The organism is Streptomyces sp. NPDC001108 (assembly GCF_053598535.1).
The window spans coordinates 613430-630973 of sequence record NZ_JBSFKL010000003.1 but is presented as its reverse complement, the minus strand read 5'-3'; the positions used below and the strand labels follow the sequence as shown (position 1 = coordinate 630973).

The following is a 17544-nucleotide window of genomic DNA, read 5'->3' as shown; positions in this document are numbered from 1 at the left end:
CGCCACGTGGTGGGCTCGATAGCATCAAGCACCGGCCCGGAGCGCGACCGCGCCCTCCCGCCGCCGGTCGACGTCGCCGGAGGTGCCCCCCCATGAGTGCAGAGGCCGCCAGCCCAGGTGCTCCCATCCGCAGGCGGGCTCGTCCCCGGATCGACCTGCGCAGGCTCGGCCGGGTCGCACTGCGCGGCTCCACCTCCCGCGACCGGCTGCCCGACGCCATCGGCCATGTGGCGGAGGCCCACCGGGCCCACCACCCGGACGCCGACCTCTCGATCCTGCACCGGGCCTACGTGCTCGCCGAGTCCTCGCACCGGGGCCAGATGCGCAAGAGCGGCGAGCCGTACATCACGCACCCGCTCGCGGTCACGCTGATCCTCGCCCAGCTCGGCGCCGAGACCACGACGCTCACCGCCTCGCTCCTCCACGACACCGTCGAGGACACCGAGGTGACCCTCGATCAGGTCCAGGAGGAGTTCGGCGACGAGGTCCGCTACCTCGTCGACGGGGTCACCAAGCTGGAGAAGGTCGACTACGGGGCGGCCGCCGAGCCGGAGACCTTCCGCAAGATGCTGGTCGCCACCGGGGACGACGTCCGGGTCATGTCGATCAAGCTCGCCGACCGGCTGCACAACATGCGCACCCTCGGCGTGATGCGCCCCGAGAAACAGGCGAGGATCGCCAAGGTCACGCAGGACGTACTGATCCCGCTGGCCGAACGGCTCGGGGTGCAGGCCCTCAAGACCGAGCTGGAGGACCTGGTCTTCGCGATCCTCCACCCCGAGGAGTACGAGCGGACCCGCGCACTGATCGCCGCCGCGGCCCAGGGGGACGGCTCCACGACGGACCGTCAGGATCCGCTCACCGCCATCTCGGAGAACGTCACGACGGTGCTGCGCGAGGCCGGCATCCCGGCCGAAGTCCTCATCCGTCCACGCCACTTCGTCTCGGTGTACCGGGTCGGGGCCAAGCGCGGCGAACTGCGCGGCACCGACTTCGGCCGGCTCCTGGTCCTCGTCGGGGAGGACGCCGACTGCTACGCGGTCCTCGGCGAGCTGCACACCTGCTTCACCCCGGTGATCTCCGAGTTCAAGGACTTCGTCGCCGCCCCCAAGTTCAACCTGTACCAGTCCCTGCACACCGCCGTCGTCGGCCCCGACGGAGCGGTCGCCGAGATCCTCATCCGCACCCACCGCATGCACAAGGTCGCCGAGGCCGGCGTCATCGCCCTCGGCAATCCGTACGCCTCCGACGGCGCCCCCGGCTCCCAGGGGTCCGAACCCGCCGACGGGGAGCGCGCCGACCCCACCCGCCCCGGCTGGCTCTCCCGCCTCCTCGAATGGCAGCAGTCCGCCCCGGACCCCGACACCTTCTGGACCACGCTCCGCGCCGACCTGGCCCAGGACCGCGAGATCACCGTCTTCCGGACCGACGGCGGCACGCTCGGGCTCCCCGCCGGAGCCAGCTGTGTCGACGCCGCCTACGCCCAGTACGGCGACGCCGCCCACCACTGCATCGGCGCCCGGGTCAACGGACGCCTCGCCACCCTCGGCACCGTGCTCCACGACGGCGACACCGTGCAGCCGCTCCTCGCCGAGGACGCCGCGTCGGGCCCGTCGCCGGACTGGCTGGACCACGCCCGCACCCCCGCCGCCCGCATCGCCATCAGCGGCTGGCTGGACACCCACCCCGAGGACACCCGCGCCCCGCACGGCGCCCGCCCCGAGCGGACCGGCGCCGGACAGCCGACGGGACACGCCCGGACCGCCGCGTTCGCCGAGCCCGCCGGTGCCGTGCCCACCGTGACCGACCGGCCGGACGCCTCCGTACGGATCGCGGGCTGCTGCACGCCGACGCCCCCCGACGCCGTCACCGGCTTCGTCGTGCACGGCGGCGCGGTCACCGTGCACCGGCAGGCCTGCTCCGCCGTCACCCGGATGCGGTCCGCCGGGCGGACGCCGGTCGGGGTGAGCTGGGGCGAGGCCACCGACTGCAGGGTCACCCTGGTCGCCGAGTCCTTCGGCCGCCCCCGGCTGCTCGCCGACCTCACCGAGGCGATCGCCACCGCCGGGGCGGCCATCGTCTCCGCCACCGTGGAGCCCCCCAGCGAACAGCGGGTCCGCCACACCTACACCCTGGAACTGCCCGACGCGGCCGGGCTCCCGGCCCTGATGCGTGCGATGCGCGAGGTGCCCGGGGTGTACGACGTGAGCCGCGCCCACCGGCCTGCGGCGGTCTGACCCGGACGGGACGCCCCGGGCCGTTCCGCCCGGCTCGTGCGGGGCGCGCGGCGGTCCGGAGCCGGTCCGGCCCGAAAGGAACGGCCCGGGCCCGCCGGCATCCGCCACACCGTTCTCATTCGGGTGGCGCGGCGCGCGCCGCGCCTGTCCGGCGGGGAGTCGCTGGTAGCGGTAGTCCATGCCGTTCATCTCCCGCCGGCTGCGGGCCGTCCTGCTGGCCGCCGCATCCGCCACCCTGGTCGCAGCCACCCTCCCCTCACCCGTGCCGCTCGGCATCGGGGACCCGCTCTTCCCCGAGCTCGGCAACCCCGGCTACGACGTCCGCTCCTACGACATCTCGTTCGCCTACCACGGCGACAACAGCAAGCCGCTCGACGCTGTCACCAGGATCGACGCCCGGACCACCACGCCGCTGGACCGGATCAACCTCGACTTCACCCGGGGCACCGTCCGCTCCGTCGAGGTCAACGGCCTGAGCGCCGACTTCGCGCTCAAGGACGAGGACCTGGTCATCCAGCCGGTCGTCCGGCTGCCCGCCGGGGTTCCGGTCCGGATCACCGTCCGCCACACCAGCGATCCGACCGGCTCCGAGGACAGCGGCGGCTGGGTACGCACCTCCGACGGGCTGGCGATGGCCAACCAGGCCGACGCCGCGCACCGGGTCTTCCCCAGCAACGACCACCCCGCCGACAAGGCGTACTTCACCTTCCGGGTCACCGCCCCGCGCGACCTCACCGTGGTCGCCAACGGGCTGCCCACCGGGGAGTTCCGGCACGGCACCGACACCACCTGGACGTACCGCACCGCCCACCCCATGGCCACCGAACTGGCCCAGGTCTCCATCGGGCGCTCCGCCGTCCTGCACCGGACAGGTCCGCACGGGCTCCCGGTCCGCGACGTGGTGCCCGCAGCCGACCGCGAGCGGCTCGAACCCCGGCTCAGCAGGACCCCCGCCCAGCTGGAGTGGATGGAGCGGAAGGTCGGCCGCTACCCCTTCGAGACCTACGGGCTACTGGTGGCCGACACCCGTACCGGCTTCGAGCTGGAGACCCAGACGCTCTCGCTCTTCGAGCGGGCCCTCTTCCTCGACAGCGGCTACCCCGACTGGTACCTCGACTCGATCATGGTGCACGAGCTGGCCCACCAGTGGTTCGGTGACAGCGTCGCCCCCCGCCGCTGGTCCGACCTGTGGCAGAACGAGGGGCACGCCACCTGGTACGAGGCCCGCTACGCCGAGGAGCACGGCGGCCCGTCCCTGGAGAGCCGGATGCGCGCGGCCTACACCCGGTCCGACGGCTGGCGCGCCGCGGGCGGCCCCCCGGCCCGCCCCGACGCCCCGGTCCCCGGAGAGAAGATCAGCCTCTTCCGGCCGGTGGTGTACGACGGCAGCGCACTGGTCCTGTACGCGCTGCGCCAGGAAATCGGCGAGCGCGCCTTCGACCTGCTGGAACGGGAATGGGTGCGTGAGCACCGGGACGGCGACGCCGCCACCGCGGACTTCGTCCGGCTGGCGTCGCGCGCCGCGGGCCGCGACCTGACCGCGTTCCTCGACGCCTGGCTGTACGGGACGAAGACCCCGCCGATGCCCGGCCACCCGGACTGGCACAGCGACGCCCCGGCCGGGAAGCCGTAAACGGGGTGACCGGCGGGAGCGGCGCGTGCCACTATCGACGGGTCGCCGCGGCGGCCGGACCGGAGAATCCCCCTCGGGAATCTTCGGAAGAGGTCACGCGTTGTGACTGATGCAACGGGTTTCCAACGACGTAAGGATCCAATGACCTCCTCTTCTTCCCTTCCCCAGGACGCGCAGCACGCGCAGAGCGCCACGGAGAACATGACCGAGAGCCTCACCGAGGGCCTTCGGGCCGACGCCCTGATGGAAGAGGACGTCGCCTGGAGCCAGGAGATCGACGGAGAGCGGGACGGCGAGCAGTTCGACCGCTCCGAGCGCGCCGCGCTGCGGCGTGTTGCCGGACTCTCCACCGAACTCGACGACGTCACCGAAGTCGAGTACCGGCAGCTGCGCCTGGAGCGCGTGGTGCTGGTCGGCGTCTGGACCTCGGGGACGGTGCGTGACGCGGAGAACTCCCTCGCCGAGCTGGCCGCACTGGCGGAGACGGCGGGCGCCCAGGTGCTCGACGCCGTCTTCCAGCGCCGCGACAAGCCCGACCCGGCCACCTACATCGGTTCCGGCAAGGCGCTGGAGCTGCGTGACATCGTCCTCGAATCCGGGGCCGACACCGTCGTCTGCGACGGTGAGCTCAGCCCCGGCCAGCTGATCCACCTGGAAGACGTCGTCAAGGTCAAGGTGGTCGACCGGACCGCCCTGATCCTCGACATCTTCGCCCAGCACGCCAAGTCCCGCGAGGGCAAGGCGCAGGTCTCGCTGGCACAGATGCAGTACATGCTGCCGCGGCTGCGCGGCTGGGGCCAGTCGCTCTCCCGTCAGATGGGCGGCGGCGGTTCCTCCAGCGGCGGCGGGGGCATGGCCACCCGTGGTCCCGGTGAGACCAAGATCGAGACGGACCGGCGCCGGATCCGCGAGAAGATGGCGAAGATGCGCCGGGAGATCGCGGAGCTGAAGACGAGCCGCGAGATCAAGCGCCAGGAGCGCAAGCGCAACAAGGTGCCGTCGGTCGCCATCGCCGGTTACACCAACGCGGGGAAATCCTCCCTGCTGAACCGGCTGACCGGGGCGGGCGTCCTGGTGGAGAACGCCCTGTTCGCCACCCTGGACCCCACCGTCCGCCGGGCCGAGACGCCGAGCGGCCGGGTCTACACCCTGGCCGACACCGTCGGGTTCGTACGGCATCTGCCGCACCACCTCGTCGAGGCGTTCCGTTCCACGATGGAGGAGGTCGGCGACTCCGACCTGATCCTGCACGTGGTGGACGGCGCCCATCCGGCACCGGAGGAGCAGCTCGCCGCGGTGCGCGAGGTGGTCCGCGAGGTCGGCGCGGTGGACGTGCCCGAGATCGTGGTGATCAACAAGGCGGACGCGGCCGATCCGCTGGTGCTCCAGCGGCTGCTGCGCATCGAGAAGCACGCGATCGCCGTCTCGGCGCGCACCGGTGCCGGGATCGACGAGCTGCTCCAGCTCATCGACGCCGAGCTGCCGAGGCCGTCGGTCGAGATCGAGGCGCTCGTGCCGTACATCCAGGGCGGACTCGTCTCCCGGGTGCACACCGAGGGCGAGCTGGTCTCCGAGGAGCACACCTCGGAGGGCACGCTGATCCGCGCCCGGGTGCACGAGGAACTGGCGGCCGAACTCTCCTCGTTCGTCGCCGTGGCGCACTGACCGTCCCGTACGGCACCGTCCGACAACGAGCCGAAGGCCCGCCCCCTTGCCGGGGACGGGCCTTCGGGCCGTTCGGCGGAGAGGATCTACCGGCCGGAGAACCGCTTGCTGGTGGCGTCGAAGGCGGCCTTCGCGCCCGCGCCCAGCTGGGGACCGGCGAGCCAGCCCGAGGTCACCGGGCCGATCGAGGTGTTGGAGACCAGCACGGACTTGCCGTCCGGGCCCGCGATGAACCAGCCGCCGCCGGAGGAGCCGCCGGTCATGGTGCAGCCGATGCGGTACATCGCCGGGGTGTTCGGGCTGATCGAGAGCCGGCCCGGGCGGTCGACGCACTTGTGCATGATCAGGCCGTCGTACGGGGGAGCGGCCGGGTAGCCCCAGGCGCCCATGCCGCTGATCCGCGAGATCTCCGGGGCGTCGAACTCGACCTCGAGGGCGTTGCCCACGGTCTCCTCCAGCGACTTGGTGCCCTGCTCCGGCTTCACGTGCAGCACCGCGTAGTCGTACGGGGCGCCCTCGCCGCCGGTGGGACCGCCGTCCTTGATCCACTCGCCGGACGTGGTCGCCCAGTCCGCCCAGTACGCGCCGTACGGGGCGACCTCCTGCGGCTGCGCGTTGCGCAGCGCGGCGGCGGACTTGCCCTGGTCGTTGTACGCGGGCACGAAGGCGATGTTGCGGTACCAGCCGCCGCTCGAACCGGCGTGCACGCAGTGTCCGGCGGTCCACACCAGGTTGGACCTGCCCGGGTTCTGCGGGTCCTTGACGACCGTGCCCGAGCAGACCATCGAGCCCTCGGGGGAGTCGAAGAACACCTTGCCGACCGGGGCCGCGTAGTTGTGGTACGGCGTCTTCTCCCGCTCGGCCTGGACCGGCTTGGGCTCCGGGTCGGAGACGCCCTGGCCGCCGGTGACGTCGCCGGCGGCCATCGTCTTCGCCGGGTCCTTGGCCGACTTCATCCGGTCGGGGTTCCAGAGCCCCTCGATGACCGGGTTGACGAAGTCCTTGGCCTCACGCAGCCACTTGTCCTTGTCCCAGTTCTTCCACTCGCCGTTCTTCCACTTCTCCGGGTCGACGCCGTGCTTCTTCAGCGTGTCGGCCAGACCGCCGGGCAGCGCACCGCCGCCGTCCTGACCGGCCGTGGCGCTCGCCGAGGGCTGGGCGGCCGCGCCGTCCTCCTCGGGGCCGCAGGCCGTCGTCGTCAGCGCGAGCGCGGCGACGAGGCCGGTCGCGGCGAGCAGTGGACGTATGGATCGCATGGAACCGATTCCCCCTGAAATACCTGAATTGCCATGAACTTGTCACGCAGATCGGCGGTCCTGTGCTCGGCGGCCGACCTGCGCAGGGGCCACCTTATGACGGCCGGGGGTGTGCTTCGCGCCATCGCCGGGCGGGTGCGAAGCGAGGGACCCCCGGCGCGCCAGTCGCGCGCCGGGGGCCCCGGTTGGCCGTCAACTCCTTGCGCATGGCCGGAGTTGGCGATTCCGCCTCACTGTCCCGCGTACTTCTTGCTCACCGACTCGTAGATGCCCTTGGCCACGTCACCGAAGCGCGGACCGGCCAGCCAGCCGGCGGTCACCGGGCCGATGGAGGTGTTCGAGACCAGCGCGGGCTTGCCGTCCTGCCCCGTGGCGACCCAGCCGCCGCCGGAGGAGCCGCCGGTCATGGAGCAGCCGATGCGGTACATCGTCGGGTCCTGCGCGGTCAGCGAGAGCCGGCCCGGCCGGTCCTGGCACTGGAACGCCTTCTGGCCGTCGTACGGCGGAGCGGCCGGGAAGCCGGTCGCCGTCATGGCGGAGATCTTCGGCACGGCCGGGGCGTTGAACTCGACGGGCAGCGCCGAACCGACCGTCTCCTCCAGGGACTTGCCCGTCGCACCCTTCTCCGGCGTCACGTGCAGCACCGCGTAGTCGTAGGGCGCGCCCTGGCCACCCGAGGAGGCCCCCTGCGAGATCCACTGGTCGGAGGTCTGCGCCCAGTCGCCCCACCACACGCCGTAGGGAGCGATCTGCTCCTTGGCCGCCTTCTTCAGCGCGGACGTCGGCATGCCCTCGTTGTTGTACGACGGCACGAAGGCGATGTTGCGGTACCAGCCGCCCTTCTTGCCCGCGTGCACGCAGTGCCCGGCGGTCCACACCAGATTGGACTTCCCGGGGTGCGCCGGGTCCGTGACCACGGTCGCGGAGCAGACCATGGTGCCCTCGGGGCTGTCGAAGAGCAGCTTCCCGGACGCCGGGGCGCTGTCGTGGTACGGCGTCGCGACACCGGTGGCCCGGACCGGCACGGGTGTCGGGTCCGTCACCCCCGCGTCGCCGGAGATGTCGTTGTCGACCGGCTGCTCGGGGGACTTGTCCGCGTCCCGCATGCGGTCCGGGTCCCAGAGCCCCTCGATGATCGGGTTGACGAAGTCCTTGGCCTCACGCAGCCAGGTCTCCTTGTCCCAGTTCTTCCACTCGCCGTTCTTCCACTTGTCGAGATCGATCCCGTGTTCCTTGAGGCGGTTCTTCAGGTCCTCGGGAATCTTGATCTTGCCGTCCGCGGACGGGTCGGCGGAGACGCTCGACGCGCCGTCCGCGTTGTCCTCCTCGGGCCCGCAGGCGGTGGCGGTCAGCGCGAGGGCCGCGGCCACGGCGGCCACGGCGAGCACTGGCCGACGGCGCCCCTTCCCCTGACGTGCGGCGAGAGCCGGTCGAACGAGTCGCATGTGGTGATCCCCCTGGGACTTCCGTAACCCAACACTTCCGTACAGCACTTCGGCGGCGCTCCGAGCCGGCCGCTCCGAACACCTCCGAGGACGATCGGACGAGTGTCCGGTTTCCTGTGCGGCCCCCACTATGCCGGTGTCGGTGGGGACGGCGACCGGCAGGTTCGTGGTTCCGCGGCCGCAAGGATCTTCCGATTTACCCGTGATCCACCGCGTTCGGCGTCGTTGGTACGTGCGGAAGCGCCGGGAACAGCGTTCAACCCCGCACCTTGTCCGTGCGCGCCGGCGAACCGATGTGCAACGCAACCGTTACAGCAGGAGGACCGAAAGCCGTGGCCGTGACCGAATCAGCCCCGGTGGCAGCACCGGCGGTGCACGAAGGGATTCTGCGCCGCCAGTCCCTGCGGGAATCCGCCGCCCGGACCTATGCGCGCTCGCTGCCGATCGTGCCGGTAAGGGCCCGCGGGCTGACCATCGAGGGAGCGGACGGGCGGCGCTATCTCGACTGCCTCTCCGGCGCGGGCACCCTGGCGCTCGGGCACAACCACCCGGTCGTCCTGGAGGCGATCAAGAAGGTGATCGACTCGGGGGCGCCGCTGCACGTCCTCGATCTGGCCACCCCGGTCAAGGACGCCTTCACCACGGAGCTGTTCGCCACGCTGCCCCGGCGGTTCGCCGAGAACGCCCGGATCCAGTTCTGCGGACCGGCGGGCACCGACGCGGTGGAGGCGGCCTTCAAACTGGTCCGCGGCGCGACCGGGCGCAGCGGCCTGTTCGCCTTCACCGGCGCCTACCACGGCATGACGGCGGGGGCGCTCGCCGCGTCCGGCGGCGCCGAGGACGTCGCGGTGACCCGGCTTCCCTTCCCGCGCGACTACCGCTGCCCCTTCGGCGTCGGCGGGGAGCGCGGCGCCGAGATCGCCGCCCGGTGGACCGAGAACCTCCTCGACGACCCCAAGTCCGGCACCCCCCTGCCCGCCGGGATGATCCTCGAACCCGTCCAGGGCGAGGGCGGGGTGAATCCGGCGCCGGACGGCTGGATGCGCCGGATGCGCGCGATCACCGAGGCCCGCTCCGTCCCGCTGATCGCCGACGAGGTCCAGACCGGGGTCGGCCGCACCGGAGCCTTCTGGGCGGTCGAGCACAGCGGGATCGTGCCCGACGTGATGGTGCTCTCCAAGGCCATCGGCGGCTCCCTCCCGCTCGCCGTGATCGTCTACCGGGCCGAACTCGACACCTGGCAGCCCGGCGCCCACGCGGGCACCTTCCGGGGCAACCAGCTCGCGATGGCCGCCGGTACGGCCACCCTCGCCTACGTACGGGAGAACGGTCTCGCCGAGCGCGCCGCCACCCTCGGCGCCCGGATGCTCGCCCGCCTGCGGGCGCTGGCCGCCGACCACCCCACCCTCGGCGACGTGCGCGGACGCGGCCTGATGATCGGGATCGAGCTGGTCGACCCGGAGGCCGACGGCGACGGCCCCGAACCCCCGCCGGCCCCCGCCCTCGCCGCAGCCGTCCAGCAGGAGTGCCTGCGCCGCGGCCTCATCGTCGAACTCGGCGGACGCCACTCCACCGTCGTGCGCCTCCTCCCGCCCCTGACCCTCACCGATGAACAGGCGACCGCGGTCGTGGACCGCCTCGCCGACGCCCTGGCGGCCGCCGAGCGGCTGCCGCACCGCCGGATCACGACCGGGTCGGTCCGCTGACCCCGGACGCCCTCACGAGAAAGACCACCGTGAACCCCACCCCCACCCCCACCCCCACCCCCCACATCGACGGAGCCTCCCCCACTCCGCAGTGCGCACAGGCCGGGACCGCCGGCCCGCTCGTCCTCGAACAGTCCCTCGTGCCACGGCAGATGACGGCCCCGCCCGAGGAACGCCACCCCGCCGGAGCCCCGCTCCCCGTCGGGGCACCGGCCGATCCGCTCGACCACCCGGACCCGCACCGGGCCGCCGACACGGCGGGCACCGAGAACCTGCTGCGCTGCTGGGTCCGGGAGACGGGGCTGCCCGGCCCGGACGGGCCCGTGCTCCGCGTCCCCCTCCCCTCCAGCGGAACGGCCCTGCTCGTCCCCGTCCTGCACTGGTCGGACACCGGCTGGCACCGCTTCGGCCCGCCCGCCCTGGAGGGGGCGCCCGAGGGCGCACCACCCGCCGACGCCGTCACCGTCGCCGCCCTCCTGGGCCGCGAGGCCGGTCGCGACCACGGCGCCGACCTGGTGGCCCGGGTGGCCGACTCGGTGCGCCGCACCGCGGAGTTCATCGCCGAACGGCGCGGCGCCCCGCACCCCCCGGCCGGCGTCGACCTCTTCCTCACCGCCGAACAGTCCCTGCTCCTCGGCCACCCGCTGCACCCCACGCCCAAGAGCCGTGAGGGGCTCTCCGAGGCCGAGTCCCGGCTCTACTCGCCCGAGTCGCACGGCTCCTTCCCGCTCCACTGGATGGCCGTCGACCGGTCCGTACTGGCCACCGACTCCGCCTGGACCGACAAGGGCCGCCCGGTGCCCGCCGCCGAACTGGTCGCCGCCCACGCCGAAGGGCTACGACTGCCGGACGGCACCGCACCGCTGCCCCTCCACCCCTGGCAGGCCCGGGAACTGCGCCACCGCCCCGAGGTGGCCGCCCTGTTCGACGCCGGGCTCCTCCACGACCTGGGACCGCACGGCGAGCACTGGCACCCCACCTCCTCGGTCCGTACCGTGCACCGGCCCGGCGCCGACGTCATGCTCAAGCTCTCCCTGGGCGTCCGCATCACCAACTCCCGCCGGGAGAACCTCCGCAAGGAACTCCACCGCGGCGTCGAGGTCCACCGGCTGCTCCGCAGCGGACTCGCCACCGAATGGCACGCCGCCCACCCGGAGTTCGACATCGTCCGGGACCCCGCCTGGCTCGCCGTCGACGGCCCGGACGCCACCCCTGTCCGGGGCCTCGACGTGATCCTGCGGCACAACCCGTTCGGGCCGCTGGACGACGCCGTCTGCATCGCGGCCCTGACCGCGCCCCGCCCCTGGCCGGGGCGGCCGGGCATGCGCTCGCGGCTCGCCGGGATCGTGCACGCGCTGGCCGCCGCCACCGGCCGCGGAACCGGCGCGGTCGCCACCGAGTGGTTCCTGCGCTACCTGGACCGCGTCGTACGCCCGGTGCTCTGGCTCGACGGCCGGGCCGGGGTGGCCCTCGAAGCGCACCAGCAGAACACCCTGGTGCTCCTGGACCAGCAGGGGTGGCCGGCCGGCGGCCGGTACCGGGACAACCAGGGCTACTACTTCCGCGAGTCCCACCGCGCCGCGCTGGAGGAGCGGCTCCCGGGCATCGGCGCGCTGAGCGACACCTTCGTCTCCGACGCCGTCACCGACGAGCGGTTCGCCTACTACCTCGGCATCAACCACGTGTTCGGCCTGATCGGGGCGTTCGGCGCCCAGCGCCTCGCCGACGAGCGGGTACTGATCGCGGCCTTCCGCCGGTTCCTCGGCTCGGCCGCCGGTCTGGGCTCCCCGCTCACCGCACACCTGCTGGAGAAGCCGCACCTGCGCTGCAAGGCCAATCTGCTGACCCGGATGCACGGCCTGGACGAGCTGGTCGGGCCGGTCGACACCCAGTCCGTCTACGTCACCATGGCCAACCCCCTGCACGCCTGAGGGCCCGGCCACCGACCGACCGCCGAGAGGAGAACGCCCCCGTGGCTCCCGCCGACGCGTACGCCGACGCCGGTACCGGCCCCGTCCCACCGGCCGACACCGGCGCCGACGACACCCTGGACCTGGAACTTCCCGAGGAACTCCGCGCCCTGTGCGGCGAGGACGGCCCAGCCGTCGGGGACGACCGGGACCGGGGGGCCGGCGAGGAGCCGATGGCGGCCCACTCGTACCTGCTCGACCGCCCGGCCGACTGGCGCCCCGTCGCCACGTCGGCCGGGGTGTTCCAGCTCGTCCCCGTACGGCTGGAGCGCGACCTGGCCGTGCTCAGCCGGTGGATGAACGACCCGGCGGTCGCGGCCTTCTGGGAGCTGGCCGGGCCCGAGGCCGTCACGGCCGCCCATCTGCGCCCCCAGCTCGACGGCGACGGGCGCAGCGTGCCCTGCCTCGGCGTGCTCGGGGGCGTCCCCATGAGCTACTGGGAGATCTACCGCGCCGATCTCGACCCGCTGGCCCGCCACTACCCGGCCCGCCCGCACGACACCGGGATCCACCTGCTCATCGGCGGTGTGAACGACCGCGGTCACGGCATCGGCACCACGCTGCTGAGGGCCGTCGCCGATCTCGTCCTCGACCACCGCCCCCGGTGCGCGCGGGTGGTCGCCGAGCCCGACCTCCGCAACACCCCGTCCGTCTCCGCGTTCCTGAGCGCCGGCTTCCGCTTCTCCGCGGAGCTGGAACTCCCCGACAAGCAAGCCGCCCTGATGGTCCGCGACCGAATCCACCGTGCCCAACTGTGAACGAACCATTGCCCCATTCACCCCGTTCGAACCCCCTGGGTTCCACCCCGAGGAGTCCCCGTGCCTACATATCCCGAGAGCCATGAACCAACAGCGGAGTCCGCCTCACCGCTCCGCACGCCCGAACTGAACCGCACGGCCTGGGACCGGGCCGCCGCCCGGCTGCTCGCCAAGACGCTCGAACAGTTCGCCTACGAAGGAGTCGTCGAGCCGGTCCGTCGAGCCGGCCGGGGCGACACGTACACCCTCGCCCTCGACGACGGCGGCAGCCTCGCCTTCCGTGCCCGGCGGGGGGCGTACGGAAGCTGGCACATCGTCCCGGACTCCGTCCTGGAGACCCCGGCGCCGCCACCCGGCGGGGGACCGGTCGCCGGCGCCACCCCCTTCCGCGATCCGCTCCGCTTCCTCGTCCGCGCCCGTCGGCTGCTCGGCGTCGACGGAGCCACCCTCGGGCACCTCATCCGCGAGATCACCACCACCCTCGCCGCCGACGCCCGCCTCGACCACACCGCGCTCACCGCCGCCGAGCTGGCCGACCTCGACTACGCGGAGCTGGAGGGGCACCAGACCGGCCACCCCTGGCTCGTCGCGAACAAGGGCCGACTCGGCCTCTCCGCCGCCGACGCCGCGCGCTACGCCCCCGAGGCCCGCACCCCGCTCGCCCTGCCGTGGATCGCCGTCTCCACCACCATCGCCGCCTACCGGGGAGCCGCCGGACTGACCGGCCCGGAGCAGCTCTACGCCCATGAGCTCGCCCCCTCGGTCCGTGCCTCCTTCGACGCGGTGCTCCGCTCCCGGGGGCTCGACCCCGGCGGCTACCTCTTCCTCCCCGTGCACCCCTGGCAGTGGGACGAATGGATCGTTCCGCTCTTCGCCCCCGCCCTCGCCGCCGGGGAGATCGTGCCGCTCCACGCCGACCCGGACCTCCGGCTGCCCCAGCAGTCCATCCGCACCTTCAGCAATGTGAGCCGTCCGGACCGGCACTCCGTCAAGCTGCCGCTGTCGATCCTCAACACCCTGGTCTGGCGCGGACTGCCGACCGAGCGGACCCTCGCCGCCCCCGCCGTCACCAGCTGGGTGCACGGCCTGCGCGACCAGGACGCCTTCCTCCGCGACACCTGCCGGGTCGTCCTCCTCGGCGAGGTCGCCTCCGTGACGGTCGAGCATCCGCTCTACGACCGCCTCCCCGAGGTTCCGTACCAGTTCAAGGAGATCCTCGGCGCGATCTGGCGCGAGCCGCTGCTGCCCCGGCTCGCCCCCGGTGAGCGGGCCCGGACCCTCGCCTCGCTGCTCCACACCGACCCGCACGGCCGCGCCTTCACCGCCGAGCTCGTCGCCCGTTCCGGGCTGACCCCCACCGCCTGGCTGACCCACCTCTTCGCCGCCCTGCTTCCGCCGCTGCTCCACTTCCTCTACCGGTACGGCACGGTCTTCTCCCCGCACGGCGAGAACGCCATCGTGGTCTTCGACGAGCGGGACGTGCCGGTACGCCTGGCGATCAAGGACTTCGTCGACGACGTCAACGTCAGCTCCCAGCCGCTGCCGGAGCACGAGACGATGCCCGAGGAGGTGCGCCGCATCCTGCTCACCGAGGACCCCTCCTTCCTCACCCAGTTCATCCACTCCGGGCTCTTCGTCGGTGTGTTCCGCTTCCTGTCGGCGCTCTGCGAGGAGCAGCTGGCGGTCCCCGAGGACGAATTCTGGTCACTTGTCCGGGCCGAGATCCTGCGCCACCACGCCCGCTTCCCGGAGCTCAAGGACCGGTTCGAGATGTTCGACCTGCTCACTCCCGAGATCGAGCGCCTCTGTCTGAACCGCAACCGACTGCACGAGGACGGCTACCGGGACCGTCCGCGGCGCCCGCACGCCGCCCGCCACGGAACCGTGCCCAACCCGCTCGACCCCGCCGCCGGAGTCCGGGAGTGACCGCTGTTGTCAGTGGCGACCCGTACGCTGGTCGGGCTATGACGAAGCCATCCCTCCCCGAGCTCCTGCACGCCGCCGTGACCGCCGTCGGCGGTGCGGAACGCCCCGGTCAGGCCGCCATGGCCGAGGCCGTCGCCGAGGCCGTGGACGACCAATCCCATCTGCTCGTCCAGGCCGGTACCGGCACCGGAAAGTCCCTCGGCTACCTGGTGCCCGCGCTCGCGCACGGGGAGCGGGTGGTGGTCGCCACGGCGACCCTGGCGCTCCAGCGCCAGCTGGTGGAACGCGACCTTCCGCGTACGGTCGATGCCCTGCACCCGCTGCTGCGACGGCGCCCCCAGTTCGCCATGCTCAAGGGCCGGTCGAACTACCTGTGTCTGCACCGGCTCCACGAGGGGGTGCCGCAGGACGAGGAGGAGGGGCTCTTCGACCCGTTCGAGGCCGCCGCCCCGTCGAGCAAGCTCGGCCAGGACCTGATCCGGCTAAGGGACTGGTCGGACGAGACGGAGAGCGGGGACCGCGACGATCTCACCCCGGGCGTCTCCGACCGCGCCTGGGCACAGGTCTCCGTCTCCTCGCGCGAGTGCCTGTCCGCCTCGAAGTGCGCGTACGGGGCCGAGTGCTTCGCGGAGGCGGCCCGCGAGCGGGCCAAGCTCGCCGATGTCGTGGTCACCAACCACGCCCTTCTCGCCATCGACGCGATCGAAGGGGCCCCGGTGCTCCCGCAGCACGAGGTGCTGATCATCGACGAGGCCCATGAGCTGGTCTCCCGGGTCACCGGCGTGGCCACCGGCGAGCTCACCCCGGGCCAGGTCAACCGGGCGGTCCGCCGGGCGGCGAAGCTGGTCAACGAGAAGGCCGCCGACGCGCTGCAGACCGCCTCGGAGGGGTTCGAGCGGGTGATGGAGCTGGCGCTCCCCGGCCGCCTGGAGGAGGTCCCCGAGGATCTGAACTACGCGCTGCTCGCCCTGCGCGATGCCGCGCGCACGGTGATCTCCGCCCTGGGCGCGACCCGCGACAAGTCCGTCCAGGACGAGGACGCCGTGCGCAAGCAGGCCCTGGCCTCGGTGGAGTCGATCCACGGCGTCGCGGAGCGGATCACCCAGGGTTCGGAGTACGACGTCGTCTGGTTCGAGCGCCACGACCGGTTCGGCGCCTCGCTGCGGGTCGCCCCGCTCTCCGTATCGGGGCTGCTCCGGGAGAAGCTCTTCACCGAGCGGTCCGTCGTACTCACCTCGGCCACGCTGAAGCTCGGCGGCGACTTCAACGGGGTGGGTGCCTCGCTCGGGCTGGCCCCCGAGGGCACCGAGGGCGAGGACCTCCCGCAGTGGAAGGGGCTGGACGTCGGCTCGCCGTTCGACTACCCGAAGCAGGGCATTCTCTATGTCGCCCGGCACCTTGCCACGCCGGGGCGGGAGGGCTCCCGTAACGACATGCTGGACGAGCTCGCCGAGCTGGTCGAGGCGGCGGGCGGGCGCACGCTCGGGCTGTTCTCCTCGATGCGGGCCGCCCAGGCCGCGGCCGAGGAGCTGCGGGGCCGGCTGGACAAGCCGATCCTCCTCCAGGGAGAGGAGACCCTCGGCGAGCTGATCAAGAATTTCGCGGCCGACCCCGAGACCTGCCTCTTCGGCACGCTCTCGCTCTGGCAGGGCGTCGATGTGCCCGGGGCCAGCTGCCAGCTGGTGGTCATGGACCGCATCCCCTTCCCGCGCCCCGACGATCCGCTGATGAGCGCGCGCCAGAAGGCGGTCGAGGAGGCGGGCGGCAACGGCTTCATGGCCGTCGCGGCCACGCATGCCGCGCTGCTGATGGCCCAGGGCGCCGGCCGGCTCGTCCGGGCGACGGGGGACAAGGGCGTGGTGGCCGTGCTCGACCCCCGTCTGGCCAACGCCCGGTACGGGAGCTATCTGCGCGCCTCGCTGCCCGACTTCTGGTACACCACCGACCGCAACCAGGCGCGTCGCTCGCTCGCCGCGATCGACGCGGCGGCCAAGGCGGACGGGCGGTAGAGGCCAAGGCGGACGGCTGTCCGCACCGGGCCCCCGGCCGGGGGCCCGGTGCGGACATGAGCGGACCCCGGGATCGGCGCAGTGGATCCCGGGGCCCGGTCGGAGGGGGCGGGCCTCACACCCGCCGCAGGACGGCCACCACCTTGCCGAGGATCGTCGCCTCGTCGCCCGGGATCGGCTGGTACGCCGCATTGTGCGGAAGCAGCCAGACGTGGCCGTCCTCCCGCTTGAAGCGCTTGACGGTGGCCTCGCCGTCCAGCATGGCGGCCACGATGTCGCCGTTCTCCGCGACGGGCTGGCGGCGGACGGTGACCCAGTCGCCGTCGCAGATGGCCGCCTCGATCATCGAATCGCCGACGACCTTGAGAACGAACAGCTCACCGTCACCGACAAGCTGGCGGGGGAGGGGGAAGACGTCCTCGACCGACTCCTCGGCGAGGATGGGGCCACCCGCCGCGATCCGGCCGACCAGGGGCACGTACGATGCCGCGGGCTTGCCGGTCGTGTCGGTGGGCTGCGAGCTGGGCTGGTCCGAACCGCGGACCTCGTACGCCCGGGGCCGGTGGGGGTCGCGACGCAGGAAGCCCTTCCGCTCCAGGGCCATCAGCTGGTGCGCCACGGAAGACGTGCTGGAGAGGCCCACCGCCTGGCCGATCTCCCGCATGGAGGGGGGGTAGCCGCGCCGCTGCACGGAATCCCGGATCACCTCGATGACACGGCGTTGCCGGTCCGTGAGCCCCGAGCTGTCCGCCCGGATCCCGGGAGGGCGGCCGGGCAAGGAGCGCGCTGGGCGCGCGGAATCCGGCCCGTCCATGTTCGTGACTGAGTCGTTCATGGCATGCACCGGCTCGAATCGGCCCTGGGAGCGGTCCTGGGCGGTGATGGTGGCGCTGTCTGCGGTGGTGGTCACGTCGGCCCCTCTCGAATGGTCTCCCTGGC

Annotated in this window: 11 protein-coding genes; 8 read left to right on the top strand and 3 right to left on the bottom strand. The window is 72.7% G+C overall.

Features of this window, described 5'->3' with window-relative positions:
* The first annotated feature begins 92 nt into the window (after nucleotides 1–92).
* The 3 genes from ACWC97_RS11245 (at nucleotide 93) to hflX (ending at nucleotide 5535) form a co-directional block, all read left to right on the top strand.
* The gene (locus ACWC97_RS11245) at nucleotides 93–2237 is read left to right on the top strand and encodes a RelA/SpoT family protein (protein WP_450648765.1); all 2145 of its coding nucleotides are present in this window, start codon (nucleotides 93–95) and stop codon (nucleotides 2235–2237) included.
* Nucleotides 2238–2415: 178 nt separating this feature from the next.
* The gene (locus ACWC97_RS11240) at nucleotides 2416–3870 is read left to right on the top strand and encodes a M1 family metallopeptidase (protein WP_352279539.1); all 1455 of its coding nucleotides are present in this window, start codon (nucleotides 2416–2418) and stop codon (nucleotides 3868–3870) included.
* A 141-nt stretch (nucleotides 3871–4011) separates the two neighbouring features.
* Complete coding sequence (gene hflX / locus ACWC97_RS11235) at nucleotides 4012–5535, top strand: GTPase HflX (RefSeq protein WP_352279538.1); 1524 nt, start codon at nucleotides 4012–4014, stop codon at nucleotides 5533–5535.
* Nucleotides 5536–5621: 86 nt separating this feature from the next.
* On the opposite strand, the gene ACWC97_RS11230 is transcribed toward hflX, so the two are convergent.
* Together ACWC97_RS11230 and ACWC97_RS11225 are read right to left on the bottom strand one after the other, a co-directional pair.
* Nucleotides 5622–6791 carry a trypsin-like serine peptidase gene (locus ACWC97_RS11230; RefSeq protein ID WP_352279537.1) on the bottom strand — a complete coding sequence of 390 codons (1170 nt, stop codon included), beginning with the start codon at nucleotides 6789–6791 and terminating at the stop codon, nucleotides 5622–5624.
* Nucleotides 6792–7021: 230 nt separating this feature from the next.
* Nucleotides 7022–8236 (bottom strand): trypsin-like serine peptidase, encoded by a 1215-nt coding sequence (locus ACWC97_RS11225; RefSeq protein WP_352279535.1) that lies wholly within the window; start codon nucleotides 8234–8236, stop codon nucleotides 7022–7024.
* A gap of 332 nt (nucleotides 8237–8568) precedes the next feature.
* Between ACWC97_RS11225 and ACWC97_RS11220 the strand changes: the two genes are divergently transcribed.
* Genes ACWC97_RS11220 through ACWC97_RS11200 form a run of 5 tightly spaced genes read left to right on the top strand, consistent with a single transcriptional unit; the run spans nucleotide 8569 to nucleotide 16605 of the window.
* Nucleotides 8569–9942: a diaminobutyrate--2-oxoglutarate transaminase family protein gene (locus ACWC97_RS11220; protein WP_385205340.1), complete on the top strand. Its 1374-nt coding sequence runs from the start codon at nucleotides 8569–8571 to the stop codon at nucleotides 9940–9942.
* 29 nt (nucleotides 9943–9971) lie between these two features.
* Nucleotides 9972–11873 carry an IucA/IucC family protein gene (locus ACWC97_RS11215; protein ID WP_450648762.1) on the top strand — a complete coding sequence of 634 codons (1902 nt, stop codon included), beginning with the start codon at nucleotides 9972–9974 and terminating at the stop codon, nucleotides 11871–11873.
* Nucleotides 11874–11914: 41 nt separating this feature from the next.
* Nucleotides 11915–12670, top strand: coding sequence for a GNAT family N-acetyltransferase (locus tag ACWC97_RS11210; RefSeq protein ID WP_352279531.1), 756 nt, complete (start codon nucleotides 11915–11917; stop codon nucleotides 12668–12670).
* 60 nt (nucleotides 12671–12730) lie between these two features.
* On the top strand, nucleotides 12731–14596 hold the full coding sequence (locus ACWC97_RS11205; protein ID WP_450648760.1) for an IucA/IucC family protein: 1866 nt from the start codon (nucleotides 12731–12733) through the stop codon (nucleotides 14594–14596).
* A 38-nt stretch (nucleotides 14597–14634) separates the two neighbouring features.
* Nucleotides 14635–16605 carry an ATP-dependent DNA helicase gene (locus tag ACWC97_RS11200; protein ID WP_450648758.1) on the top strand — a complete coding sequence of 657 codons (1971 nt, stop codon included), beginning with the start codon at nucleotides 14635–14637 and terminating at the stop codon, nucleotides 16603–16605.
* Nucleotides 16606–16720: 115 nt separating this feature from the next.
* On the opposite strand, the gene lexA is transcribed toward ACWC97_RS11200, so the two are convergent.
* Nucleotides 16721–17515 (bottom strand): transcriptional repressor LexA, encoded by a 795-nt coding sequence (gene lexA / locus ACWC97_RS11195; protein WP_352279525.1) that lies wholly within the window; start codon nucleotides 17513–17515, stop codon nucleotides 16721–16723.
* Nucleotides 17516–17544 lie beyond the last annotated feature (29 nt).